We start from the raw sequence: 22,028 nt of genomic DNA, 5'->3' as shown, positions 1-22,028 counted from the left end.
TCAGTGCTCGTGGCTGTGGTCATGCGTGTGATCGTGCGCATGGGAATGGCCGCCATCGTGGTGGGTATGGCCGTGCTCATGCGCATGGGTGCGCCCGTGACCATAGGCGCCGCCCTCGGGGGTGAAGGGTTCCTCGACCGCGCGGCAGGTGGCGCCCAGATGATCCAGCATGGCGCGGATCACGTGGTCGCGCTGGATCAGCAGGCGGTTGTCCTCGATCTGGCAGGGGGTGTGGCGATTGCCGATATGCCAGGCAATGCGTGGCAGGTGACCATCGGTCACTTCCAGAAGCGGTTCCGGGGCTGCGACCACACGCACCTCGCCGCCATCCTCCAGCAGCAATACGCCACCGTGGTCGAGCGAGGTTGTCTGTGGAAGGTCCACCAGCAGCCGCGCTCCGCTTGCGCAGGTCAGGACCTTGCGGCGCAGAAAGCGGGCGTCATAGTCGAGCACGACGCTGTCGCACGGGCTCGGGTCATGGGCGTGGCCATGGTAGCGGCGGGCGGTCAGCCGGGGGGCGCTCATGTGCGGCCCCCCAGGCGGATATTTTCAGTACAGTCGAGCGCGCGGTGGCTCAGATATACATGATGTCGCCAAAGACGTGTTTCACCACATCGTCGCGTTTCATGCCGCGCTGTGCCAGCTCTTCGTCCGACAGCGCCATCAGCGTGCGCGCACGGTTCACGCGGTGGTTCGATTCCGCGATGTGCACCAGACCGTTGCCGATGGCGCGGAAGAAACCGGCGATCAGTGCCAGCGGATTGAAGCTGTTGTTTGCTTGTGCGTTCGTTGCGTATGCCATTGGGAATTGCTCCTGTGTTCAAGACTGTGGCTCCCGTGGCTTCAACATAGCTGCGTTGCAGCAAATAGGTTAGTAGTTCTGACGCATTCCCGTCATGCGTCAAAGGCAAGGCTGTTGAGGTTGCTGAAAAAACTCGCATTATTTCAATGCCCTGATGGTTTGATAGTCATAAATATCCTCGCCGCCGTCATACGCTACGCTGGCAAGGTAAGAGATCCCGAGGTCCGGCAGGAAATGCAGCATTTCGATCTCTTCTCCGGTATCGGTGGTGTAACGCATCTGGATGGGAACCATCGGATAGGCACAGTCGCCATAGCTTTTTTCCTCCTTCGGCATGACCGTATTGACCTGCGTTTCACTTCCAAGGTCACCGCTGAAGTTATGAGCAACGGTAAAGGTCCATTCGGTGCCGGGTGAGGTCTCGAGGTCAGGTAGCGGGAGTTGGGACGGGGCAACCGGGAAACTGTAGACGCCCCGGCTGTCGGGAGTGATGTCGCCGTTTTCCAGGTCCACCAGTTCCAGCACATACAGACCCTGCGCCAGCATTGCCCGAGTGCCGTTCCCTGGATCGCCCTCATAGGCGTAAAAGCTTTCGATCAGGCCAGGGCGTTTCTGGCGAAAGATCTCGATGTCGATCCCGTTGACATCAAAGGCGATACCTCCGGTGGTCAGATCTGCGGCAACGGGACAGATCTCTGCCCACAGCGGCAGGGGCAGCATCAGCGATGCGACAAGGGCGGGCAGACGGGACATGGGCAGGATCCTCTAGTTAAATGCGTCGTCACCTTAAAACAGGAAATATCTCTGGGCCATCGGCAGCTCTGCCGCCGGTTGGCAGGTCAGCAGTTCGCCGTCGGCGCGCACCTCGTAGGTCTCCGGATGCACTTCTATATGCGGTGTCGCGTCATTGAGCTTCAGCGCCGATTTACCAATGCCGCGCGTGCCCTTCACCGCCAGTGTCTGTTTCGCCAGCCCCAGCGATTTGCCGATACCCGCCGCCTGCGCGGCCTCGGAGACGAAGGTCACAGCGGAGTGTTCGACCGAGCGGCCATAGGCGCCCCACATGGGCCGTGAGTAGACCGGCTGCGGCGTCGGAATGGAGGCGTTGGGGTCACCCATCTGGGCGCAGACAATGCTGCCGCCCATCAGCACCATTTCCGGCTTCACGCCAAAGAACGCCGGGTTCCACAGCACCAGATCGGCGCGTTTGCCAACCTCGATCGATCCGATCTCATGGGCGATGCCATGGGCGATGGCCGGGTTGATGGTGTATTTCGCCACATAGCGACGGACGCGAAAGTTGTCGTTCTCGCCGGTTTCATCGCTCAGTCGTCCGCGTTGTTTCTTCATCTTGTCGGCGGTCTGCCAGGTGCGGATGATTACCTCGCCAACGCGCCCCATGGCCTGGCTGTCCGATGCGATGATCGAAAATGCCCCCATGTCGTGCAGGATATCCTCGGCCGCGATGGTTTCGCGCCGGATGCGGCTTTCGGCAAAGGCCACGTCCTCGGGGATCGACTTGTCCAGATGGTGACAGACCATCAGCATGTCGAGGTGTTCTTCCAGCGTGTTGACCGTGAAGGGCCGGGTCGGGTTGGTCGAGGACGGCAGCACATGTTCCTCGCCGCAGATCTTGATGATGTCTGGCGCATGGCCGCCGCCCGCGCCCTCGGTGTGAAAGGCGTGGATGGTGCGGCCTTTCATAGCCTTGACGGTGTGCTCGACAAAGCCGCTCTCGTTCAATGTATCGGTGTGGATCATCACCTGCACATCCATCGCGTCGGCAACGTTCAGGCAGCAGTCGATGGCGGCGGGGGTGGTGCCCCAATCCTCGTGCAGTTTCAGCGCGCAGGCGCCGGCGTTGACTTGTTCCTCCAGCGCCGCCGGCAGCGAGGCATTTCCCTTGCCCGCAAAGGCCAGGTTCATCGGAAAGGCATCCGCCGCCTGCATCATGCGACCAAGGTGCCAGGCACCGGGGGTACAGGTGGTAGCCAAAGTGCCATGGGCTGGCCCGGTGCCTCCGCCCAGCATGGTGGTGAGGCCCGAGTGCAGCGCGTCCTCGATCTGTTGCGGGCAGATGTAGTGGATGTGGCTGTCAAAGCCGCCCGCGGTCAGGATGCGCCCTTCGCCGGCGATCACCTCGGTGCCGGGGCCGACGATGATGTCGATACCCGGTTGCGTGTCGGGGTTGCCTGCCTTGCCGATCGCCTGGATGCGGCCATCCCGCAGGCCGACATCCGCCTTGTAGATCCCGGTCCAATCAAGGATCAGCGCATTGGTGATGACGGTATCCACAGCCCCCGCGGCGCGGGTGGCCTGAGACTGTCCCATGCCGTCACGGATCACCTTGCCCCCGCCGAATTTCACTTCCTCCCCATAGGGGCCGGTGAGGTCGCGCTCCACTTCAACGATCAGGTCGGTATCGGCCAGGCGCAGACGGTCGCCGGTTGTGGGGCCATACATGGCGGCATAATCGGCGCGGGAGATTTTGGCGGGCATGTCGGGTTTATCCTGCTGTTTAATCGATATTTTTCTTGTCAATGCACGGCGGAATACTGGGTGTTCGGCGTCTCGTGCATTTGGGAAGGTTGTGATGTGTGAAGATTGGGAGGCTCCTGAGCCGCTGCGGCTCGCCCTTCATCAAGGAGCGCCTCTCCATGAAACTCTCGAAGATCATCCAAATGGTACTGTGTTGCATTATCCTTGCTGACGTCATTCCCGACGAACAAAATGTTTATGTTCAGTTTTTTCTGATTCTGCTTACAGCGGCAGGTCGTTAGGTCGTGATCTCGAAATGACCCGCCCGGACGACAGGCCGGGCCGCGCCCGACCCTCCCCCCGGGAGGGCGCGTTGGCATCGTTGAGGTAGGCGAGATCGGTGCTCCGGGGCGTGAGGGCGCAGTCCTGATAGATGGCAGCAGCGCCCACCCAGGCTCGGTCGCGGCCCTCAGCATCTCCATCACAGATCCCCCATCACCTGCTGGTTGAAGCCATAGATCCGGCGCGCACCACCAATCGGTATCAGTTGCACTTCGCGGCGCTGACCGGGTTCGAACCGCACAGCGGTTCCAGCGGCGATGTCCAGACGCAGGCCGTGGGTCGCCGCCCGGTCAAAGTCCAGCGCCGGGTTGGTTTCGGCAAAGTGATAGTGGCTGCCCACCTGCACCGGCCGGTCGCCGGTGTTGGAAACCATCACCGTGATCACCTCGGCGTCGGCGTTCAGGACCAGATCACCGGGGGCCGGGAACATCTCGCCGGGGATCATTTGCGCCCCCGCATCAGTTTGATGCAGCCCACCACGATCACCGCAACCACCGCGAGGGCGATCCAGACCTCTGCCCCATGCGGATGGATATGCGCGCCGCCATGGGCCAATGCCGGTCCGGCAGCGATCATCAGGGCGAGTGTCAGAGCGGGCAGGTGTTTCATAGGTTTGGGTCTCCAGATTATCATGTCAGCGAATGGGATTGTGGACGGTCACCAGCTTGGTGCCATCGGGAAAGGTGGCCTCGACCTGCACCTCGTGGATCATCTCGGGCACGCCCGCCATGCAGTGATCGCGGGTGATAACCTCGGCGCCCGCCTGCATCATCTCTGCCACCGAGCGGCCATCGCGGGCGCCTTCGACCACCGCGTCGGTGATCAGCGCGATCGCCTCCGGGTGGTTGAGCTTGACGCCGCGCGCCAGCCGTTTGCGGGCCACCTCGGCGGCCATGGCGACCAGCAGTTTGTCTTTCTCTCTCGGGGTCAGGTTCATCGCGTCAAAGTCTCCAGCAGCGCGGCAGACCGCCATTGGTCAGCCGGTCGAGAATGGGCAGAAGGCTCTGGCGCAGGACAAAGCTGTCGGTCGCCAGAAGCCGGAGGTGAAGAAGGTCGGCGGCCAGCAGGGAGGCGCCCCCAAGGGCGGTGCCGCCAGCGGGCAGGGCGCCGCGGATCCAGTCCAGCGCCGCCTCGGCCTCCGGTGCGGCCAGAACCAATGTGGCCATCGCGCCGCAAGGGGCCGACAGGACTCCGGCAAGACCAGGGCGGGCCATCTGGGCTGCAATGTCGCCGTGCAAGCGGATCGCGTCATGATAGACCCGCCGACCGGCCCGAAAGATCTCGATACGATCGTAAAACTGCGCTGCGGTCAGCTGCTCTCCCATGGCGGCACGGCCCAGCACGAGGGGTTCCACCAGCAACAACCGCGCATCGGCGGCCAGATCCGCGCGCAGGGACCGACGATAGCTGCTGGTCTGAAACAGGATCGTCTCCTGCGGCAGCCAATTCAATCGTGCGCCACCTGCAACTTCAAGCGTGGTGACCATCTCGCCGGTCTGATCCGGCTGCGCGCGGTAGACGCGTTCTGCTGCCTGTGTGGTCAGGGTGAGCTGACTGTCCGGACCAGCGGTCGCCGCAACGGCAAAGCGGTCGCCGCCGGTGATGCCGCCAGCGGTATTGACCATCACCGCCTCCACCGGCGGGCGGCCCTGCGGGAACAGCAGCTTCAGCGCGCCGGATTGGCGCAGCCCATCCAGTGCGTTGCACCCATCGGCGCGGCGCTTGGATGAGACCATCGCACGACCCACAGCGCGCGGCTGATCCGCCGTCGCCAATGCGGCCTGCTGCGCGCCCTGCGTACTGATATGAGCGATGTGAGTAATCGCGCGCCTCCCCCGGTGTGGCGGCCCGCGCACGCTGCGCCGAGGCCCAAACTCCGTGACTGTTTTTTCCCAGTCTGGTTGCGAAACTGCCATTTAAGTCCGCAAACTTGTGATGTGGGGGCGGGCGTGTGGCGCATTTTGCGGCGATCTGCGCAAAGCCTGCTTAAGAATTAAGCAGCCGAAGAGTCTGGCAATGCTCGCGCGGCCCTCTCCAAGCCATGCGGCGCTGCAATGACATGCATGTGTGTTCGGATGGCGTAGAAAGGGGCTGCGTTTGACACGGCCTCGGCCCTTATGTCGCGTGCGGCAAGGCTTGGCCTTTGGTGTCGGTGTCGGCTATGCAAGGCAAAACAAGTGTTTAACATGCAAAGGATGGCGCTCATGACCCCGCTTCAAGGCCTCAAGGTGGTGGAACTCGCCCGTATTCTCGCCGGCCCTTGGATCGGGCAGGCGCTGGCGGATCTGGGTGCAGATGTGGTGAAGGTGGAAAGCCCGGAGGGCGATGACACCCGCCGCTGGGGGCCGCCCTTCATCGAGCGTGATGGCGACAGCACCGCCGCCTATTATTATGCCGCGAACCGGGGCAAAAGCTGCGTGACGGCTGATTTTCGCACCCCCGAGGGGCAGGCGACGGTGCGCGCGCTGGTGCAGGATGCCGATATCCTGATCGAGAATTTCAAGGTGGGCGGGCTGGCAAAATACGGACTGGACTACGCCAGCCTACAGGAGATCAATCCGCGGCTGATCTATTGTTCGGTCACGGGGTTCGGTCAGGACGGACCTTATGCAACGCGGGCGGGCTATGATTTCTTGTTGCAGGGCATGTCGGGGCTGATGTCGGTCACCGGCGCCGCCGACGGTGAACCGCAGAAAGTGGGCGTCGCGATCACCGATGTGGTCACCGGGCTATATGGCAGCATCGGCATCCTGGCAGCGGTGGAGCAGCGCCATCGGACTGGGCGTGGGCAGCATATCGATATGTCGCTCTTGGATTGCGCCACGGCGATGCTGGCGAACCAGAACATGAACTACCTCGCGACGGGGGAGAGCCCCAGCCGCATGGGCAATGAACACCCCAATATCGCGCCCTATCAGGTGATGGCGGTGCGAGATGGCCATGTGATCCTGGCGGTGGGCAATGACGGGCAGTTCACCCGGCTCTGCGATGTGCTGAACCTCGGTTCAATGAAGGGCGATCCGCGCTTTGCGAGCAATCAGCTGCGGGTGGCCAACCGGGGCGACCTGACGCCGGTTCTGGCGGCGGCGCTGGCGCAGTGGGGCCAAGCGGATCTGCTGGCCGCGCTGGAACAGGCCACGGTGCCAGCCGGGCCGATCAACACCATTGGTCAGGCCTTTGAGGACGCGCAGATCCAGCATCGCGGCATGCAGATCGCCCCCGAAGGCGTGCCCGGCGTGCGCGGCCCATGGGTGTTCTCGGATGCGGAGCTGGCGCTTGAGCGCTCCGCGCCGGTATTGCCGCGCGACGCAGACTAGGTGCAGGTCAACTGGGCGGAAAGACGTCCGGGGTGAGGGTCAGGGGCGTGTCCGCGCCCAGCAGGCGGCGGATCTTCGGGTCCAGCCGCGGGCTGTCCTGCGCCAGCGCGCCGGTGGCGGCAAGGGCGGCGCGGGCGGTGATCTTCTCCTCCAGCCGCAGCCAGACGGTGCGGGCAGAGAACGGACGACGGCTGGCCCCGGCAGACACCCCAAGCACCAGCCCCTGCAGGTAGGAGATCTGATGCGGATGCTCCGGCATCAGGATCGTCTCCGAAATCGCGCCAAGATCGTTGCGCGGCGCTTCACACAGGCAGATGCGCCCGCCGCGCAGGGCGACCAGACCCTGATAGACACTGCGCTGCTTTATGCTGCCATCAGCAGCGCGGGCGCGTTCGAACGTGTGGCTGACCACATGGCCGTCCTGTTCCTTCAGGTGGATGAGCGAGCGCAGCACCTGACCGGGCCAGGTCGGGGTGCGGTAATACCCGTGATAGCTGCCCAGGAAACGGCGCAGGTGGCGCGCCTGATCGGCAAAGCCGCGGCCCAAATGGGTCAGCGGGGCGGGCAGGTTGGGGGCCGCGACGGGCCTGCGGGCGGCGGCAAAGCGCGCAGGGTCCGCAAACAGATCCGCCTCCGCCACCGCGAAGTGACGGGCGATGCGGCGCAGGTTGTGGGCGGAGGGCAGCCCCGCGCCCGACAGGTAGCGGTTGAACTGCTGCCGGTTGAGGCCGATCTCGCGGCAGACCTGCGCGATGGAGGGCGCCTCGGCACAGAGGAACCGGAGGTTCTGACTGAATGCAATGCTCATGACATGCCCTTTCTCGATCTGACGCGAGTATGCGTAAAGATACGTGCAATTGCGTACAAGCGCGCAGTTTCACCTTACGTTGATTTGGCGCAGGGTCGGGGCCAAAGACGCAAGAGCAGGAGGCCGGCATGTCCGACCAATATCAGATCACCGAGACCGAGCACCTCTGGATCCCGCTGCCCGATGGCCGCCGTCTGGCGGCGCGGATGTGGTTGCCGGAGGGCACGGGGCCGTTTCCCGCGATCCTTGAATACCTGCCTTACCGCAAACGCGACGGCACCGCGCCGCGTGATGCCACCACGCATCCGGTGTTCGCCGCCCAGGGCTATGCTTGCGTGCGGGTGGATATCGCAGGCTCCGGCGATAGCGACGGGCGCTTCGACGATGAGTATTCCGAACAGGAATTGTCCGATGGCGAAGCGGTGCTGGACTGGATCGCGTCGCAGGATTGGTCCAGCGGCAAGGTCGGGATGATCGGCATTTCCTGGGGCGGTTTCAACGGCTTGCAGATGGCCTGCCGGCGCCCCGAGGCACTAAAGGCGGTGGTCTCCGTGGCCTCCACCGTGGATCGTTACGCCGATGACATCCACTACATGGGCGGCTGCCTGCTGAGTGACAACACAAACTGGGCGAGCCAGATGTTCGCCTATATGACCCGCCCGCTGGACCCGGTGTTGCGCCCCGACTGGCGTAGCGAATGGCTGGGACGGATCGAGGATCTGCCGTTCATGGCGGCGGATTGGCTGCGGCATCCGACGCGGGACGGATTCTGGAAACATGGCTCCATCTGCGAGGACTGGTCAGCGATCACCGCGCCGGTGCTGGCGATTACTGGCTGGGCCGATGCCTATGTGAACGCGCCCCCGGCGATTGCGGCAAAGATGACCGGCGCACCCGCCAAGGCCTTGATGGGTCCGTGGGAGCATCGCTATGCGCATATCTCGCAGATCGAGGCCGCGGATTTCCATGGCGAGGTGCTGCGCTGGTTTGATCAGTACCTGAAGGACGAGCAGGCCGGGGCGGACAGCCTGCCGGACTATCGCGTCTTCATGCAGGAATTCACTCCGCCAAGCCCGAAGAATGTGCCCCAGAATGGCCGCTGGGTGGCGGAGGAGGTCTGGCCCTCACCGAGCGTTTCCGAGGTGGTCTGGCCGCTGGCCGAAGAGGGGTTTGCGCCGGATCCGCAGGCGGGCACGGCGCGGGTCAAGAGCCCTGCGACAGTGGGGCAGGCGGGCGGCTATTTCTGCCCTGGCATCCGCATCGACAACGAACGCCCGGGCGATCAGACGGCGGATGATGCGGCATCGACTTGCTTTGACAGCACGCCCCTGCTGGCGCCGATGGAGCTGTTGGGCCGCCCCCGTGTGCGGCTGGCCTTCAGCGTTGATCGGCCGGTGGCGCAGGTGGTGGCGCGGCTCTGCGACGTGGCGCCCTCGGGGCAATCGCAGCGGATCACCTATCGTCCCCGCAACCTGTGCCACGATGACAGTCACGAGGTCGCAACGCGACTGGAGCCGGGCAAGCGCTACGAGGTAGAGTTCGAGCTGAACGAATGCGCCCATCGTCTGCTGGCGGGGCATCAGTTGCGGCTGGCGCTGTCCACCTCCTACTGGCCCATCGTCTGGCCCGCGCCGGAGGCGGCGGAGATCACCCTGCATCTGGAGGGCTGCGCGCTGGTGCTGCCGGAACGCCGGGTGGACACAGAGATCGCCCCGCAAGCGCCAGCCCCCGCGCGGGATTATCCGACCTATCAGGCGGAGGTGCTGGAGGCCCCCTGGGGCGAGGCGGAAACGCGGGTGGAGGCCGATGGCACGCAGGTGCTGGAGAGCTTTGACAGCTATGGCGCGGCGCGCAACGCCAGCCACGGCCAGTTGGTCGGCAGCAATGTGCGCATGCGCTATGCGATCCACCCCGATGACCCGGCCACAGCACAGTTCGACTGCAATTGGGTGTTCGAATTCGCGCGCGACGACTGGGCGGTGCGGATCGAGACGGACAGCCGCATGACCTGTGACAGCGAAACATTCTACCTTTGGCGCGGGATCAAGGCCTATGAGGGCGAAGAGCTCGTGCTGACTCGCGAGTGGCAGGAGGAGATCCCGCGCGGGTGTCACTGAGGCCGGCGGCGGGATTGTGAATGAGGGGGGCGGTCAACCCGCGCCCCTCGTCTGTACCCCTTCGGAGGGTCAGGTTCGGAGCGTTAGGACTGAGGCAGCGCGCCTGGGTCGAACTGGCACATCTCGCCCGCCTTGGCGAGCGCCTGATCCAGCCCGTCAAGCGAGAAGCCACCGTAGAGCCAGGTTTCGCCCTCGGCGGCGCGCTCTACCGCAAAGCCGAAATCGCTCTGGGCTGACAGCATGGCATCGAGAACTTCGGGAATGAAACCGGGCGTCATGCTTGCGCCATAGGTGAAGCCGGGGCCGGTGTAAAAGAACATCTCGTCGCCGAACCAGACTTGTTCGTCATCGATATAGAGCGTGACAAAATCTTCCGACTCGTCCCAGGGTGGGTCGACCTCGTCCGGGGTGTAGGGCGTATAGATATAGTCGAACGTTGCGTTGAGGCCTTTGTTCTTGAAGGTGAATTCAAGATAGCCGGAGGTGTCGCGCGCCGATGATACGGTATAGACGTGGCAGGTGTTGCCCTTGTAGACAGCGGCCCAGTTGCCCGCTTCGGTAAAGAGATTTGCCGCATTGCCCAAGCCCGCAACGCAACACAGGGCCAAAGCCCCAAATGTAGTTTTCAGCATATTTGATACCCTGTTGAATGTCTGGTTTGCGCCACGCTATGGCGCAAACCATGCAAAAATCTTAATGCGAGATGTGCGGAGGTGCCAGCCCGGCCTGAAACAATCTTGCGTGTTCTTTTCTTGCGTTGTTCGCGTTTGAGTGGGCAGGACCCATTCCTCAGCTTTCAGGGGTGGCGTGGATGGCGAATTGCTCCAGCCCTGCCGACTGTGCCTCGATCACACGAAAGCTCTCGCGCACCCCGGCATCCGTCAGCTCGCGCGCGACGGTCAGCAGCGTGTTGGGCGCGTGATCCTCGCACAATTCCGCCATGTGATCGAGCTCGGCCTCGGCCACCGGTCGTGCAGTCGCCAGATCGGGAGCGCCGTAGAGGGTGACGAAATGCGCGGCGAGTTGTTCGATCAGGGCAGCAGCCTCATCGCTCTCGACCTGGGTGACGGCGACAAAGGTCACGCGCCCTCCGGTTTCCAGACCCATCCAGCCGTTGGCAAAGGCCTGGCGCTGTTTGCCGACCAGATCGCCTTCGCTCCAGTTGGAGAATTCAAAGCCGCCGGAGATGCACCACTCGCCGGTGCGGGCGGGGCTGGCAAAGACGTTCATGTCGCTTTCGTCAAAGTGGATTGCACGGGCCAGTTTCATGTCGTCTCTCTCCTGTCAGTCCCGCACCAACACGGTGGTCAGCGGGATCAGGTGGGTCGTTGTGTCATCGCGCAGCAGCATGCCGAAATCTGCGTCCACGCCAAGGAATGTGCCGTTGAGGCCGGCCTGTTGCCGATCCTCGCCGATGTCATGGGCCAATCCCTGCCATTCCGCATGCAGCGCTTTCAGGTCGCCCTCGTCCCAGCGGTTGATCCAGTGCAGGCAATGGCGGGTCCAGCTCTCCAGCAGGCGCGGGGCGGTGACCTCGGCGCAGCCTTCGGCATAAAGCGCGGTCTGATCCGGCGTCTCGCCACCGTCGCCCTGAGGCCAGAGCGGCAGCTCCAGCGCAACCACTAGCCAGTCGGGTTGCGCGGCGGGATCATCGGTGCTGGCGGCAATGCGCAGGCTGCCGCAGCGGGCCCCGTTGACACGCAATCCGCCCTCCCAGTCCAGATGCACGGCCACCTCTGGCGGGGCCAGCGCGCCAAGGGCGTTCTGGAAACCGACGCCACAGGTGGGCAGCATCGCCATCGCCTGTGCCAGCGGCACCTCCGGCGCCAGCACCAGCGCCGCGCGCAGAGTGTCGGCGCCGAGGTCATACACCACCAGCCCTGCATCCACGCCCAACTCCGCCTTCTGGCGCGCCAGGTCAAAGGGATCCTGCCCCGGACCGGCAGCCTCGCCCGTCATCAGGGGCGGAAAGGTGACCTCATCGCTCATGCGGCGCCGCGCTCCACCAGCCCTGCCGCGATGTCCTGAAACGCCTTGGCCTGCGGGCTGTCGGGCTTGGAGACCACGATCGGCGCGCCCCCGTCGGAGGCCAGACGCACGTCCAGATGCAGGGGCACTTCGGCCAGCAGCGGCACGTTCAGCTTTTCCGCCTCTGCGGCAACGCCGCCATGGCCGAAGATATGCTCCTCATGGCCGCAGTTGGAACAGATATGGGTCGACATGTTCTCGATCAGGCCGAGGATCGGCACGTTCAGCTTCTGGAACATGTCGATGCCCTTGCGCGCGTCGATCAGCGCCACGTCCTGGGGGGTGGAGACCACGATCGCGCCGTCCACCTCGGCCTTTTGCGCCAACGTCATCTGCACGTCGCCGGTGCCCGGTGGCAGGTCGACGATCAGCACGTCGAGCGCTCCCCATTGCACCTGCATCATCATCTGCTGCAGCGCGCCCATCAGCATCGGGCCACGCCAGACCACGGCCTGATCGTCATTGGTCATCAGGCCGATCGACATCATGGTGACGCCGTGGTTGCGCAGGGGCAGGATGGTTTTGCCATCGGGGCTGGCCGGGCGGCCAGAAACCCCGAGCATGCGCGGTTGCGAGGGGCCGTAGACATCCGCGTCCAACAGTCCGACGCGACGACCTGCCTGCGCCAAGGCACAGGCCAGGTTGGCGGAGACGGTGGATTTGCCGACTCCCCCCTTGCCGGAGGCCACGGCGATGATTTTTGCAACGCCGGGGATCTTCTGCGGGCCTTGGGGCTGTGCAGGTTTGCTGGCGGCCTTGAGATCCGGCGGCGGTGCCTTGGCGCTATGCGCGGTCATCAGGGCGGAGACTTTCTCCACCCCGGGCAGGTCGCTGACCAAGGCCTCGGCCTGATCGCGCAGCGGGGCGTAAGTATCTGATTTCGCGGGGTCGATTTCCATCACAAAGCGCACATTGGCATCTTCGAGTGTGAGGGCACGGACGATCCCGGCGGCAACAATGTCGCTGCCGCTTACGGGATCCTTTAGGGTCTTGAGGGCGTCGAGGACGGCGTCGCGGGTGATGGACACGCGGGGCTACTCCTTGGTTGGTCTGTTGAGGTCTTGCGGCTGCGCGGAGCAGGACGCTTGACGGAACTCTTGCGGGCTATCTAGCATGGCATATGGCTCGGGCGACAGGGATAAGCGGTCTGATCGGGGGCGCGCTGCTGGCGGTTCTGCCGGGCGGGCCGGACGGGTTTGGCGCGCAGGAGGCGCGCAACCTGCGCCTTGCCGCGCCCCAAGTCTTGGTCGACACCGGCCTGTTTGACTACATGCTGCCGCGATTTTCGCTGAAAACACAGGTGCGTGTTTCGCTGGTGCCCAGCGGTGCCCCGGCAGAGGTGGTGATCGCCCGCGACGGCGTGGCGGTTTTCGCCGACCAGAGCGGCAGCTGGCACCTGCAGGTGCTGGCACCGGATCATGCGAGCGCCGACCGTTTCGCCGACTGGCTGCTGTCGGAGGTCGGCCTGCGCACGGTGTTGAGCTTTGCGCCAGAGGGCGCGGCGCTGTTCCACGCCCCGGAGGTTGCGGCGGAAGCGGCCGAGGAGCAGGTCTTCGACGGCGATGCCGAAGCAGGGCAGGCGCTGTCGCTGCAGCACTGCGGACGGTGCCACGTGGTGTCGGAGCAGAACCGAATGAAGGCCATCGGCTCGACGCCGTCGTTCTCCGTGCTGCGCGGTTTCGCCGACTGGGAGGAGCGGTTCAGCGCGTTTTTTGTGCTGAAACCTCACGGTGCCTTCACCCAGATCGAAGACGTAACAGCGCCCTTTGATGCGGAGCGCCCGTCGCCCATCGTGCCGGTGGAGATGACTCTGGACGAACTTGACAGCATCCTCGCCTATGTGGCGCTGATGGTGCCCGCCGACCTCGGCCAGCCGCTGCAGATGAAGTGACCTCATTGCGCCGTGCCCTCAGTGATCGCGGCGTTTGCTGAGGTAATCCTCGGTGGTACGCACGCGCGGACGCTCCTTGCCGGCAAAAGGCGAATTCTGCTGATGGAACTGGGCGTTGACCCGGCAGTCATCACACATCTGGATCATCTTCGCGGCCTCGGGATTGCCAAACATCGAGTGCTTTCCGGCCAGCTTCTCGGTGATCTTCTCGACCGTGGATTTGACGCCAAACAGGCTGCCGCATTCGATGCAGGCAAAGGGTTCTTCCTCATGCAGCACCACCTGATCCAGCGCCGAGGCGGCGAGGTTGAGGCGGGGCTCGTAGGTGATTGCATCCTCCGGGCAGACATTGGCGCAGAGGCCGCATTGCAGGCAGGCGTCCTCCTGAAAGCGCAGCTGAGGCAGATCCGGATTGTCGCCAAGCGCGCCGGACGGGCAGAGCGACACGCAGGAGAGACATAGGGTGCAGGCGTCCTGATCGACCAACACAGCCCCGTAAGGCGCGCCTTCGGGCAGCGGCAGCTGAGTGTTCGCCGGTGTGAGGGCCAGCGCCGCCTGCCGGGTGATCTGACGGCGGGTGCCCATGGGACGCTGGGGTGTTTCGACAGGGGCGGGCAGGGTGCGCTCGGCATAAAGCTCATCGCAGAACGCTTCAGGCTCGCTCGCCTGCAGCATCCGGGCCGCGCCCGGAGCGATGGCATCGGCAAGCGCGATCTCCCGCATCTGCACCTCCATGTCGGTGCTGGGGCCGGGCAGGAGGGAGACGTCGAGGAAACCTGCGGCGCGGGCGGCGAGGATCTCGGCGTGACCAAAGGTGTTGAGCGCTTCGACCTCCAGCGGGATCATGGCGGCGGGCAGGCCACGTTCAAAACGGGCGGCCAGGCGGATCATCTCGGCACCATGGGCGTCGACCACCAGCAGGCGCGGTTCGGTGCCCCCGGCGTCGAGATAGGCCTTGGCGAGGGTCTGGATGCGGCGAAACAGGCTCTCGGCGGGCGGTGCATCATAGGTGATCGCGCCAGACGGGCAGAGCGAGGCGCATGCACCACAGCCCGCGCAGATCATCGGGTCGATGGACACACTGTCACCATCGGGCAGGATCGCGCCAGTGGGGCAGACATCCAGACAGCGGGTGCAGCCGGTTTGCCGGGCGCGAGAATGGGCGCAGAGCAGCGGCTCGGTTTTGACATAGAGCGGCTTTTCAAACGTGCCGACCAGCTGACTTGCGGCGAGAATGGCATCGGCGACTGCGGTGGGCGATTTGGGGTCCGCACGCAGATATCCCTCGCGTTTTTCCGGAGCCGGGAACAGGGGGTGGCCACCGCTGAGGTCGAGAATGATATCGCACTCCGACTGGCCGCCATCACGGGGGGGGCTCCAGGTCCAGGTGCGCCCGGTGACATCGAGCGATTGCAGCGCGTCGACCGTGATACGAAAGCCGCCAAGGGCGCCGCGCGCGCTGCGCAGCTGACCGCGGATTGCGTCGAAACCGCGCGACATTGGCGGCTCTTCCGTGTCGCTCAACAGCACCGTGACCCCAAGAATATCCTGCAATTTCGCCGCGGCGGGCAAAACCACATCAGCCGCGCCGAGAATAAGGCAGAGGCCTTCGCTGATCACATCCAGCGTCTTGGCCTGGGTGCCGCCCATCTGTGCTTCGGCGATCAGGGCGGACATTTTGGGTATCACCGCCCCCGGTTTTTCGGCCTCGGCGGACCAACCTGCCCGGTCCCGGAGATCGAGAAAGAGGGGGGAGGCGGCGCCGGTTTCCTCGGCAAGTTCGGCGAAAAGTCGGGTTTCCTGACCACAGCAAATAATTGTGTCAGGCTCGTGAAGAGCCGCCACCGCGGCCTCTGTTTCCCGGGTGCACAGGGCGGAATGGACCTTGGAACACGGCAGTCCGGTCGCGTCGGTCAATGCCTCCGGGTCGAGGGGCTGTGATCCGGAACAATCACACAATATCAAACGTTTGGTCATTGATTTCTCGCTCGCGGTCAGGCTGGCATTTGGCGCCGATTTTACGGTTTCGGCCCTCACCCTAGACATGTTTTCATCCGGTCGTAAACCGCTGGTCGCACGGCGGGTGATGCGCGGCTCTGCATCGATAGGCGAGGTGATTCGCGCCGTCATCACAAAAACTGAATGCCTGATAAAAAAACTAGAATTAGACAATTCGTCCACTGTTGTCCGGGGCGGGCAAAACGGGCTGCCAAATTGTCCAGCGCTGATGAAAATACGGGCAGGAGATGCACTGTGTGCTTTTGCATGCAGCATGGTTTGCGGCAGTGTTGCGGGAACCAAGCCAAGGATGGGCCGTGGACCAGAACAGCTCAAAGATCGACGTGATGCCGCTGGGCGTTGTTATTCGGCGGACCCCCGGGGTGACGCCGTGGGCGCGTTGGGCGTGGACCGTCGTGGCCGTGTTGCCGGGGGCTGCGGATGCGGACTGGGCTCTGCTGCGCGAAGAGGATGGGGCGTGTGAGTTTCACGCGGCCACCCTTACGCTGGAATTGCACCGCGCCGATGCCGAGGCTTACATGCAGGGGCTGACCGCAAATCCGCCGAGCATCTACGTGGTGCTGCGCCCGGGTCCAAATGCGCGCCCGGAGGTGACGCTGGTGACGGCCTCGCCGTTTGAAGCGCAGGACTATGCCGACACTGGCGAGGATCAGGTCGAGAAGGTGGACATGCCCGCCGGGCTGGTGGCCTGGGTGCGGGATTTCACCCTCACGCATTTCAAGGAAGAAGAATTCAAGAAACGCCGGCGGGATCGCCAGCGGGTTGATCTTGAGGAAGATGGCGTTGGCGATGCGCGCATTCCGCAACTGACGGATGTTTATCGCGCGCCGGTCAAGGCCCGCAAGGAGCGCCTGCAATGAGCGCGCGGGATTTCTGGTCCCGCCGCCGCGCTGCGGTCGAGGCGGAGGCGGCCACCGAAGCGCGCGCTGTGGCGGAAATCGAGGTCGCCGAGCGCGAGGCCGCACTGGCGGACCGTGACGAGGCGGAGCTGCTGGCCGAGCTGGACCTGCCGGACCCGGACACGCTCGGGGCGGGCGATGATTTCAAGGCCTTCCTGACTGATGCGGTTCCGGCGCGGCTGAAGACTCGGGCGCTGCGTCGCCTGTGGCTGACCAACCCGGTGCTGGCCAATGTCGACGGGCTCTTGGATTACGGTGAAGATTTCACTGACGCGGCAATGGCGGTGGAGAACATCCAGACCGCCTATCAGGTCGGCAAGGGCATGACCGCCCATGTCGAGGAACTGGCGCGTCAGGCGGAGCTGAAAGCGGCGGCTGAGGCCGGCGATGTCGGGCAGGCCGACCAAACCTCTCTCGAAGAGGATGACGGCGCGGAAGCGGACGCCGGGATGGCTGAGGCTGAGACTGAAGACCAAGATGCGCCAACGCTGCCAGAGCAGGCAGGCGATCTCACGGATCTCCAGCATGAGGCGCAGCAACAGGCCAGCACCATTGGCTCTGAGGAAGAAGTGTCGGGTGTGGCCCCTTCTCGGCGAATGCGCTTTGCGTTTGATGGGGCGGAGACAGAAACATGACGGAGGAGAGCCGGATGACAGAGGCAGCGTTGAGCGCGTCAGTAGAGCAGCCCATGGCACATGAAGAGGATCGCCTGCGCGCGGATCTCTACAACTACCTCGGGCTGATGCTGGCTTCCGCGCCGGACCAGATGCTGCTGGAGCAGACAGCTGGGCTGAGTGGCGACGATACCCCGCTGGGGCAGGCGATCACGCAGCTGTCGCGGGTGGCAAAACGCACCAAACCTGCCGGAGCGGAACGAGAGTTCAACGCGCTGTTCATCGGCCTTGGCCGGGGCGAACTGCTGCCCTACGCCAGCTACTATCTGACCGGGTTCCTCAATGAAAAACCACTGGCGGCGCTGCGCAGTGACATGAGCGTTCGCGGCTTGAGCCGTGCGCCCAACAGTTTTGAGCCCGAAGACAACATCGCGTCCTTGATGGAGATGATGGGCGCAATGATCGTGGGGCGCTTTGGCGCTCCGGCCACGCTCGACGAACAAAAGACGTTCTTCAACAAACACATCGGTCCCTGGGCGACGCATTTCTTTGCCGACCTTGAGGGGGCAAAGAACTCGGTGCTCTATGCGTCGGTCGCCTCGGTTGGGCGTGCCTTCATGGGGATCGAGGCAGAGGCGTTTCGCATGGGCGGCTGATTGGCCCCGGCGAAGTCCATTTAAGACGCGCGTGGTGGGCACGCGCAGGGTGAGGCGGCCCGATCGCCTGAAGAGTTGGACCCGACAAGACCAAAGAGGAGGAGGATCCACATGTCACGGAAAGAGGATGGCGCAAGCCGCCGCGACTTTCTGAAACTGGCTGCAACCACCACGCCCGTAGCGGCGGTGGCGCTTGCAACCACCGGAGGCGAGGTCGAGGCCGCGACCCCGGACCTGTCATCGGACAAGATGCAGGATACCGCGCATACCCGCGCCTATTACGACAGCACCCGGTTCTGATCGGTTGCCTTTCATGCCTGAGCCGACTGGTTGCGTGACGCCCGACTGAGCGAAGGTTTTTCAATGAACCCAGCGCGTTCCTGACTGTAGGGACAAGCAAGGGAGGTTTAAAATGCTTAGGAAAAAGACCAACGGGGTAGCGCGACGCCCCCAGCGGACCAGTATCCTGTCCAAGGTCGGCGAAACAGCCGTCGACCGCCGCGCGTTTCTGCGCGGCTCAGGCCTTGCCATCGGCGGGCTTGCAGCGATCAGCGCCACCGGCGGGACCGTGACGCAGGCCAATGCGGCGGCTTCGGCAACCGGTAAGGTCGAAACGATCAAATCTGTCTGCACCCACTGCTCGGTCGGCTGTACCGTGATTGCTGAGGTGCAGGATGGTGTCTGGACCGGTCAGGAACCCGGTTGGGACAGCCCCTTCAACCTTGGCTCGCATTGCGCCAAAGGTGCATCGGTACGCGAACACGCCCACGGCGAGCGTCGCCTGAAGTACCCGATGAAGAAAGAAGGCGGTGAGTGGAAGCGTATCAGCTGGGAACAGGCGATCGACGAGATCGGCGACGGCATGATGCAGATCCGCGAAGAAAGCGGCCCTGACAGCGTCTATTGGCTCGGCTCGGCCAAGCACAACAACGAACAGGCCTATCTGTTCCGCAAGTTTGCCGCCTACTGGGGCACCAACAACGTGGATCACCAGGCGCGGATCTGTCACTCCACCACCGTTGCGGGTGTTGCGAACACATGGGGCTACGGCGCCATGACCAACAGCTACAACGACATTCATAACTCCAAGGCGATCTTCATCATCGGCGGCAACCCTGCCGAGGCGCATCCGATCTCGCTCTTGCACGTGCTGAAGGCCAAAGAGCAGAACAACGCGCCGCTGATCGTGTGCGATCCGCGTTTCACCCGCACCGCGGCCCACGCGGACGAATATGTCCGTTTCCGTCCCGGCACCGATGTGGCGCTGGTCTGGGGGATCCTGTGGCACATCTTCGAGAACGGTTGGGAGGACAAAGAGTTTATCCGCACCCGTGTCTGGGGTATGGACCAGATCCGCGACGAGGTCGCCAAATGGACGCCCGAGGAAGTCGAGCGCGTGACCGGCACCCCCGGCAGCCAGCTCAAGCGCGTGGCGCGGACCATGGCGAACAACCGTCCCGGCACCGTGATCTGGTGCATGGGCGGCACGCAGCACACCAACGGCAACAACAACACCCGTGCCTACTGCATCCTGCAGCTCGCGCTTGGGAACATGGGCACCGAAGGTGGCGGCACCAATATCTTCCGCGGCCACGACAACGTGCAGGGCGCAACCGACCTTGGCGTTCTCAGCCACACGCTGCCGGGCTACTATGGCCTGTCGGCTGGCGCATGGGGCCATTGGAGCCGTGTCTGGGGTGAGGATATCGACTGGCTCAAGGGACAGTTCGAAACCGTCAAATCCGCCGACGGCAAGGACAAGAACCTGATGAACCTGACGGGCATTCCGGTGTCCCGCTGGATCGACGGTATCCTTGAGGACAAAGAGAACATCGACCAGCCCAACAATGTGCGGGCCATGGTTCTCTGGGGCCACGCGCCGAACTCTCAAACCCGGATGACGGAGATGAAGACGGCGATGGAAAAGCTCGACATGCTTGTCGTGGTGGACCCATATCCGACCGTCTCTGCCGTGCTGCATGACCGGACTGATGGCGTCTACCTGCTGCCCGCCTGTACTCAGTTCGAGACACGCGGCTCGGTAACGGCGTCGAACCGGTCGCTGCAGTGGCGCGACAAGGTGGTCGAGCCTCTGTTCGAGAGCCTGCCGGATCATGTGATCATGGCGAAATTCGCCAACAAGTTCGGCTGGGCAGATCGTCTCTTCCGCAATATCGAGATGGAAGACGCCGAGACCCCCAATATCGAGAGCATCACCCGCGAGTTCAATCAGGGCATGTGGACGGTGGGTTACACCGGTCAGAGCCCGGAGCGCATCAAGCTCCATATGGCGAACCAGCACACGTTTGATCGCACCACGCTGCAAGCGGTCGGTGGTCCGGCGGATGGCGATTTCTACGGTCTGCCGTGGCCCTGCTGGGGCACGCCGGAGATGAACCATCCGGGCACGCCGAACCTCTATGACATGTCCAAGCCGGTGGCGGATGGCGGTCTCTGTTTCCGCGCCCGCTTTGGTGTGGAGCGCGATGGCGACAATCTGCTTGCCGAGGGTGTCTCGAACCCCGGTGCTGAAATTCAGGATGGCTACCCTGAGTTTACCATGCAGATGCTGGTCGACCTCGGTTGGGACAAGGACCTGACCCAAGAGGAAAAAACCGTCATCGCAGGTGTCGCGGGCGTGCAGCTCGATGGCATGGGCGAGGCTGGCACCAGTGGTACTGGCAATCAGGGCGCAGGCGAAGAAGTGGGCGAGCAGTCCATGTCTCCGTTCCCGTCTGATTTCAACACCAAGACCGCTTCGGTGAACTGGAAGACCGACCTTTCGGGCGGTATCCAGCGGGTCGCGATCAAACATGGCTGCGCCCCCTTCGGCAACGCCAAGGCACGTGCTGTGGTGTGGACCTTCCCGGATCCGGTGCCGCTGCACCGCGAGCCGCTCTACACCAACCGGCGTGATCTGGTGGCGGATTATCCGACCTATGAGGATCGGAAATTCTACCGTCTGCCCACCATGTATGCCTCGATCCAGAAGAACGATGTCTCCAAGGAGTATCCGATCATCCTCACCTCCGGCCGTCTGGTCGAATATGAGGGCGGCGGCGACGAGACCCGGTCAAACCCGTGGCTCGCCGAACTGCAGCAGGACATGTTCATCGAGATCAACACACGTGACGCCAACGACATCGGCGTGCGCGATGGCGCTCAGGTCTGGGTCGAAGGCCCCGAGGGCGGCAAGGTCAAGGTGATGGCAATGGTGACCGAACGGGTAGGGGCCGGCGTGGCCTTCATGCCCTTCCACTTTGGTGGTCACTTCCAGGGCGAGGATCAACGGTCCAAGTACCCGGATGGCGCCGACCCCTATGTTCTGGGCGAAAGCACCAACACGGCGCAGACCTACGGCTACGACTCGGTCACTCAGATGCAAGAGACCAAGGCCACCCTCTGCAAAATCATGCCAGCGTAAGGAGACGGATAAATGGCACGAGCTAAATTCCTGTGCGACGCCGAACGCTGCATCGAATGCAACGCCTGCGTCACCGCGTGTAAGAACGAGCACGAGGTGCCCTGGGGCATCAACCGGCGCCGTGTTGTGACCATCAATGATGGCAAGCCCGGTGAACGGTCCATCTCGGTCGCCTGCATGCATTGTTCCGATGCACCCTGCATGGCGGTCTGCCCGGTGGATTGTTTCTACCAGAACGAGGAAGGGGTGGTTCTCCACTCCAAGGACCTCTGCATTGGCTGCGGCTACTGCTTCTACGCGTGCCCCTTTGGCGCGCCGCAGTATCCGCAGGCGGGCAACTTCGGCTCCCGCGGCAAGATGGACAAATGTACCTTCTGCGCCGGTGGTCCCGAAGAAAACAACTCGCAGGCCGAGTTCCAGAAGTACGGGCGCAACCGGATCGCGGAAGGCAAATTGCCGATCTGCGCCGAGATGTGCTCCACCAAAGCGCTCCTGGCGGGTGATGGGGACGTGGTGTCCTCGGTCTACCGTGAGCGTGTGGTGGCCCGTGGCTTTGGTTCCGGCGCCTGGGGCTGGGGCACAGCCTACGAACAGAAGGGCGGCTGACGCCGGCCTTTGTTCTCAAGGCACGCC

At 63.6% G+C, this 22,028-nt stretch carries 23 protein-coding genes; 9 read left to right on the top strand and 14 right to left on the bottom strand.

Annotation, left to right across the window (positions count from 1 at the left end; translation table 11 throughout):
- From ureE to CLV89_RS11775, 8 genes are all read right to left on the bottom strand, one after another.
- A complete protein-coding gene (ureE, locus tag CLV89_RS11810; protein WP_106163865.1) occupies positions 1-525 on the bottom strand; it encodes an urease accessory protein UreE in 525 nt (174 codons plus the stop codon).
- A 49-nt stretch (positions 526-574) separates the two neighbouring features.
- On the bottom strand, positions 575-802 hold the full coding sequence (locus tag CLV89_RS11805; protein ID WP_106163864.1) for a DUF1127 domain-containing protein: 228 nt from the start codon (positions 800-802) through the stop codon (positions 575-577).
- Positions 803-940: 138 nt separating this feature from the next.
- A complete protein-coding gene (locus CLV89_RS11800) occupies positions 941-1,555 on the bottom strand; it encodes a hypothetical protein (RefSeq protein WP_106163863.1) in 615 nt (204 codons plus the stop codon).
- Between the two features lie 33 nt (positions 1,556-1,588).
- Positions 1,589-3,301 (bottom strand): urease subunit alpha, encoded by a 1,713-nt coding sequence (ureC, locus tag CLV89_RS11795; RefSeq protein WP_106163862.1) that lies wholly within the window; start codon positions 3,299-3,301, stop codon positions 1,589-1,591.
- Positions 3,302-3,761: 460 nt separating this feature from the next.
- A complete protein-coding gene (locus tag CLV89_RS11785) occupies positions 3,762-4,067 on the bottom strand; it encodes an urease subunit beta (RefSeq protein WP_106163860.1) in 306 nt (101 codons plus the stop codon).
- Positions 4,064-4,231, bottom strand: coding sequence for a hypothetical protein (locus CLV89_RS22630; protein WP_165798122.1), 168 nt, complete (start codon positions 4,229-4,231; stop codon positions 4,064-4,066). The genes CLV89_RS11785 and CLV89_RS22630 overlap by 4 nt, the downstream gene beginning before the upstream one ends.
- Positions 4,232-4,256: 25 nt before the next feature.
- A complete protein-coding gene (locus CLV89_RS11780; RefSeq protein ID WP_106163859.1) occupies positions 4,257-4,559 on the bottom strand; it encodes an urease subunit gamma in 303 nt (100 codons plus the stop codon).
- 4 nt (positions 4,560-4,563) lie between these two features.
- Positions 4,564-5,358: an urease accessory protein UreD gene (locus CLV89_RS11775; RefSeq protein WP_207796917.1), complete on the bottom strand. Its 795-nt coding sequence runs from the start codon at positions 5,356-5,358 to the stop codon at positions 4,564-4,566.
- A gap of 468 nt (positions 5,359-5,826) precedes the next feature.
- Between CLV89_RS11775 and CLV89_RS11770 the strand changes: the two genes are divergently transcribed.
- The gene (locus tag CLV89_RS11770; protein WP_106163938.1) at positions 5,827-6,939 is read left to right on the top strand and encodes a CaiB/BaiF CoA transferase family protein; all 1,113 of its coding nucleotides are present in this window, start codon (positions 5,827-5,829) and stop codon (positions 6,937-6,939) included.
- Positions 6,940-6,946: 7 nt separating this feature from the next.
- On the opposite strand, the gene CLV89_RS11765 is transcribed toward CLV89_RS11770, so the two are convergent.
- Positions 6,947-7,747, bottom strand: a complete 801-nt coding sequence (locus CLV89_RS11765) for a helix-turn-helix transcriptional regulator (RefSeq protein ID WP_106163857.1) — start codon at positions 7,745-7,747, stop codon at positions 6,947-6,949.
- Between the two features lie 128 nt (positions 7,748-7,875).
- Between CLV89_RS11765 and CLV89_RS11760 the strand changes: the two genes are divergently transcribed.
- Positions 7,876-9,864, top strand: a complete 1,989-nt coding sequence (locus CLV89_RS11760) for a CocE/NonD family hydrolase (RefSeq protein ID WP_106163856.1) — start codon at positions 7,876-7,878, stop codon at positions 9,862-9,864.
- 83 nt (positions 9,865-9,947) lie between these two features.
- Here CLV89_RS11760 and CLV89_RS11755 read toward each other — a convergent pair whose 3' ends face one another.
- From CLV89_RS11755 to apbC, 4 genes are all read right to left on the bottom strand, one after another.
- Positions 9,948-10,496, bottom strand: coding sequence for a hypothetical protein (locus tag CLV89_RS11755; protein WP_106163855.1), 549 nt, complete (start codon positions 10,494-10,496; stop codon positions 9,948-9,950).
- Positions 10,497-10,653: 157 nt separating this feature from the next.
- On the bottom strand, positions 10,654-11,133 hold the full coding sequence (locus tag CLV89_RS11750) for a DUF6505 family protein (RefSeq protein WP_106163854.1): 480 nt from the start codon (positions 11,131-11,133) through the stop codon (positions 10,654-10,656).
- Between the two features lie 15 nt (positions 11,134-11,148).
- Positions 11,149-11,853 (bottom strand): biotin/lipoate--protein ligase family protein, encoded by a 705-nt coding sequence (locus tag CLV89_RS11745; protein WP_106163853.1) that lies wholly within the window; start codon positions 11,851-11,853, stop codon positions 11,149-11,151.
- On the bottom strand, positions 11,850-12,920 hold the full coding sequence (gene apbC / locus CLV89_RS11740) for an iron-sulfur cluster carrier protein ApbC (RefSeq protein ID WP_106163852.1): 1,071 nt from the start codon (positions 12,918-12,920) through the stop codon (positions 11,850-11,852). Before apbC ends, CLV89_RS11745 begins: the two co-directional genes overlap by 4 nt.
- 92 nt (positions 12,921-13,012) lie before the next feature.
- On the opposite strand from apbC, the gene CLV89_RS11735 reads away from it, so the two are divergent.
- Positions 13,013-13,783: a cytochrome c family protein gene (locus tag CLV89_RS11735; RefSeq protein WP_243394991.1), complete on the top strand. Its 771-nt coding sequence runs from the start codon at positions 13,013-13,015 to the stop codon at positions 13,781-13,783.
- Positions 13,784-13,801: 18 nt separating this feature from the next.
- Here the strand turns inward: CLV89_RS11735 and CLV89_RS11730 are convergent, their stop codons facing one another.
- Positions 13,802-15,760, bottom strand: coding sequence for a 4Fe-4S binding protein (locus CLV89_RS11730; protein WP_106163936.1), 1,959 nt, complete (start codon positions 15,758-15,760; stop codon positions 13,802-13,804).
- A gap of 368 nt (positions 15,761-16,128) precedes the next feature.
- On the opposite strand from CLV89_RS11730, the gene CLV89_RS11725 reads away from it, so the two are divergent.
- The 6 genes from CLV89_RS11725 to fdh3B all read left to right on the top strand — a co-directional run bounded on the left by CLV89_RS11725 (position 16,129) and on the right by fdh3B (position 22,001).
- Entirely contained in the window at positions 16,129-16,662 is a 534-nt protein-coding gene (locus CLV89_RS11725; protein WP_165798126.1) for a DUF3305 domain-containing protein, read from the top strand.
- A complete protein-coding gene (locus CLV89_RS11720) occupies positions 16,659-17,336 on the top strand; it encodes a DUF3306 domain-containing protein (protein WP_106163851.1) in 678 nt (225 codons plus the stop codon). The genes CLV89_RS11725 and CLV89_RS11720 overlap by 4 nt, the downstream gene beginning before the upstream one ends.
- 14 nt (positions 17,337-17,350) lie before the next feature.
- Positions 17,351-17,971, top strand: a complete 621-nt coding sequence (locus tag CLV89_RS11715; protein ID WP_106163850.1) for a TorD/DmsD family molecular chaperone — start codon at positions 17,351-17,353, stop codon at positions 17,969-17,971.
- Positions 17,972-18,082: 111 nt separating this feature from the next.
- Positions 18,083-18,271 (top strand): twin-arginine translocation signal domain-containing protein, encoded by a 189-nt coding sequence (locus CLV89_RS11710; protein WP_106163849.1) that lies wholly within the window; start codon positions 18,083-18,085, stop codon positions 18,269-18,271.
- A gap of 112 nt (positions 18,272-18,383) precedes the next feature.
- Entirely contained in the window at positions 18,384-21,395 is a 3,012-nt protein-coding gene (locus CLV89_RS11705; protein ID WP_106163848.1) for a formate dehydrogenase subunit alpha, read from the top strand.
- Positions 21,396-21,407: 12 nt separating this feature from the next.
- The gene (fdh3B, locus tag CLV89_RS11700) at positions 21,408-22,001 is read left to right on the top strand and encodes a formate dehydrogenase FDH3 subunit beta (RefSeq protein ID WP_106163847.1); all 594 of its coding nucleotides are present in this window, start codon (positions 21,408-21,410) and stop codon (positions 21,999-22,001) included.
- Positions 22,002-22,028 lie beyond the last annotated feature (27 nt).

The organism is Tritonibacter scottomollicae, from assembly GCF_003003215.1.
GTDB classification, from domain to species: Bacteria; Pseudomonadota; Alphaproteobacteria; order Rhodobacterales; family Rhodobacteraceae; genus Epibacterium; species Epibacterium scottomollicae.
Note: the sequence above shows the minus strand (reverse complement) of the source record. Positions and strands in the feature narration are given on the sequence as shown.

Excerpts from the sequence above, each read along its gene's own strand:
- ureE (WP_106163865.1), bottom strand. The coding sequence starts at position 525 with ATGAGCGCCCCCCGGCTGACCGCCCGCCGCTACCATGGCCACGCCCAT.
- CLV89_RS11805 (WP_106163864.1), bottom strand. The coding sequence starts at position 802 with ATGGCATACGCAACGAACGCACAAGCAAACAACAGCTTCAATCCGCTG.
- CLV89_RS11800 (WP_106163863.1), bottom strand. The coding sequence starts at position 1,555 with ATGTCCCGTCTGCCCGCCCTTGTCGCATCGCTGATGCTGCCCCTGCCG.
- ureC (WP_106163862.1), bottom strand. The coding sequence starts at position 3,301 with ATGCCCGCCAAAATCTCCCGCGCCGATTATGCCGCCATGTATGGCCCC.
- CLV89_RS11785 (WP_106163860.1), bottom strand. The coding sequence starts at position 4,067 with ATGATCCCCGGCGAGATGTTCCCGGCCCCCGGTGATCTGGTCCTGAAC.
- CLV89_RS22630 (WP_165798122.1), bottom strand. The coding sequence starts at position 4,231 with ATGAAACACCTGCCCGCTCTGACACTCGCCCTGATGATCGCTGCCGGA.
- CLV89_RS11780 (WP_106163859.1), bottom strand. The coding sequence starts at position 4,559 with ATGAACCTGACCCCGAGAGAGAAAGACAAACTGCTGGTCGCCATGGCC.
- CLV89_RS11775 (WP_207796917.1), bottom strand. The coding sequence starts at position 5,358 with ATGGTCTCATCCAAGCGCCGCGCCGATGGGTGCAACGCACTGGATGGG.
- CLV89_RS11770 (WP_106163938.1), top strand. The coding sequence starts at position 5,827 with ATGACCCCGCTTCAAGGCCTCAAGGTGGTGGAACTCGCCCGTATTCTC.
- CLV89_RS11765 (WP_106163857.1), bottom strand. The coding sequence starts at position 7,747 with ATGAGCATTGCATTCAGTCAGAACCTCCGGTTCCTCTGTGCCGAGGCG.
- CLV89_RS11760 (WP_106163856.1), top strand. The coding sequence starts at position 7,876 with ATGTCCGACCAATATCAGATCACCGAGACCGAGCACCTCTGGATCCCG.
- CLV89_RS11755 (WP_106163855.1), bottom strand. The coding sequence starts at position 10,496 with ATGCTGAAAACTACATTTGGGGCTTTGGCCCTGTGTTGCGTTGCGGGC.
- CLV89_RS11750 (WP_106163854.1), bottom strand. The coding sequence starts at position 11,133 with ATGAAACTGGCCCGTGCAATCCACTTTGACGAAAGCGACATGAACGTC.
- CLV89_RS11745 (WP_106163853.1), bottom strand. The coding sequence starts at position 11,853 with ATGAGCGATGAGGTCACCTTTCCGCCCCTGATGACGGGCGAGGCTGCC.
- CLV89_RS11735 (WP_243394991.1), top strand. The coding sequence starts at position 13,013 with ATGGCTCGGGCGACAGGGATAAGCGGTCTGATCGGGGGCGCGCTGCTG.
- CLV89_RS11730 (WP_106163936.1), bottom strand. The coding sequence starts at position 15,760 with ATGACCAAACGTTTGATATTGTGTGATTGTTCCGGATCACAGCCCCTC.
- CLV89_RS11725 (WP_165798126.1), top strand. The coding sequence starts at position 16,129 with ATGCCGCTGGGCGTTGTTATTCGGCGGACCCCCGGGGTGACGCCGTGG.
- CLV89_RS11720 (WP_106163851.1), top strand. The coding sequence starts at position 16,659 with ATGAGCGCGCGGGATTTCTGGTCCCGCCGCCGCGCTGCGGTCGAGGCG.
- CLV89_RS11715 (WP_106163850.1), top strand. The coding sequence starts at position 17,351 with ATGACAGAGGCAGCGTTGAGCGCGTCAGTAGAGCAGCCCATGGCACAT.
- CLV89_RS11710 (WP_106163849.1), top strand. The coding sequence starts at position 18,083 with ATGTCACGGAAAGAGGATGGCGCAAGCCGCCGCGACTTTCTGAAACTG.
- CLV89_RS11705 (WP_106163848.1), top strand. The coding sequence starts at position 18,384 with ATGCTTAGGAAAAAGACCAACGGGGTAGCGCGACGCCCCCAGCGGACC.
- fdh3B (WP_106163847.1), top strand. The coding sequence starts at position 21,408 with ATGGCACGAGCTAAATTCCTGTGCGACGCCGAACGCTGCATCGAATGC.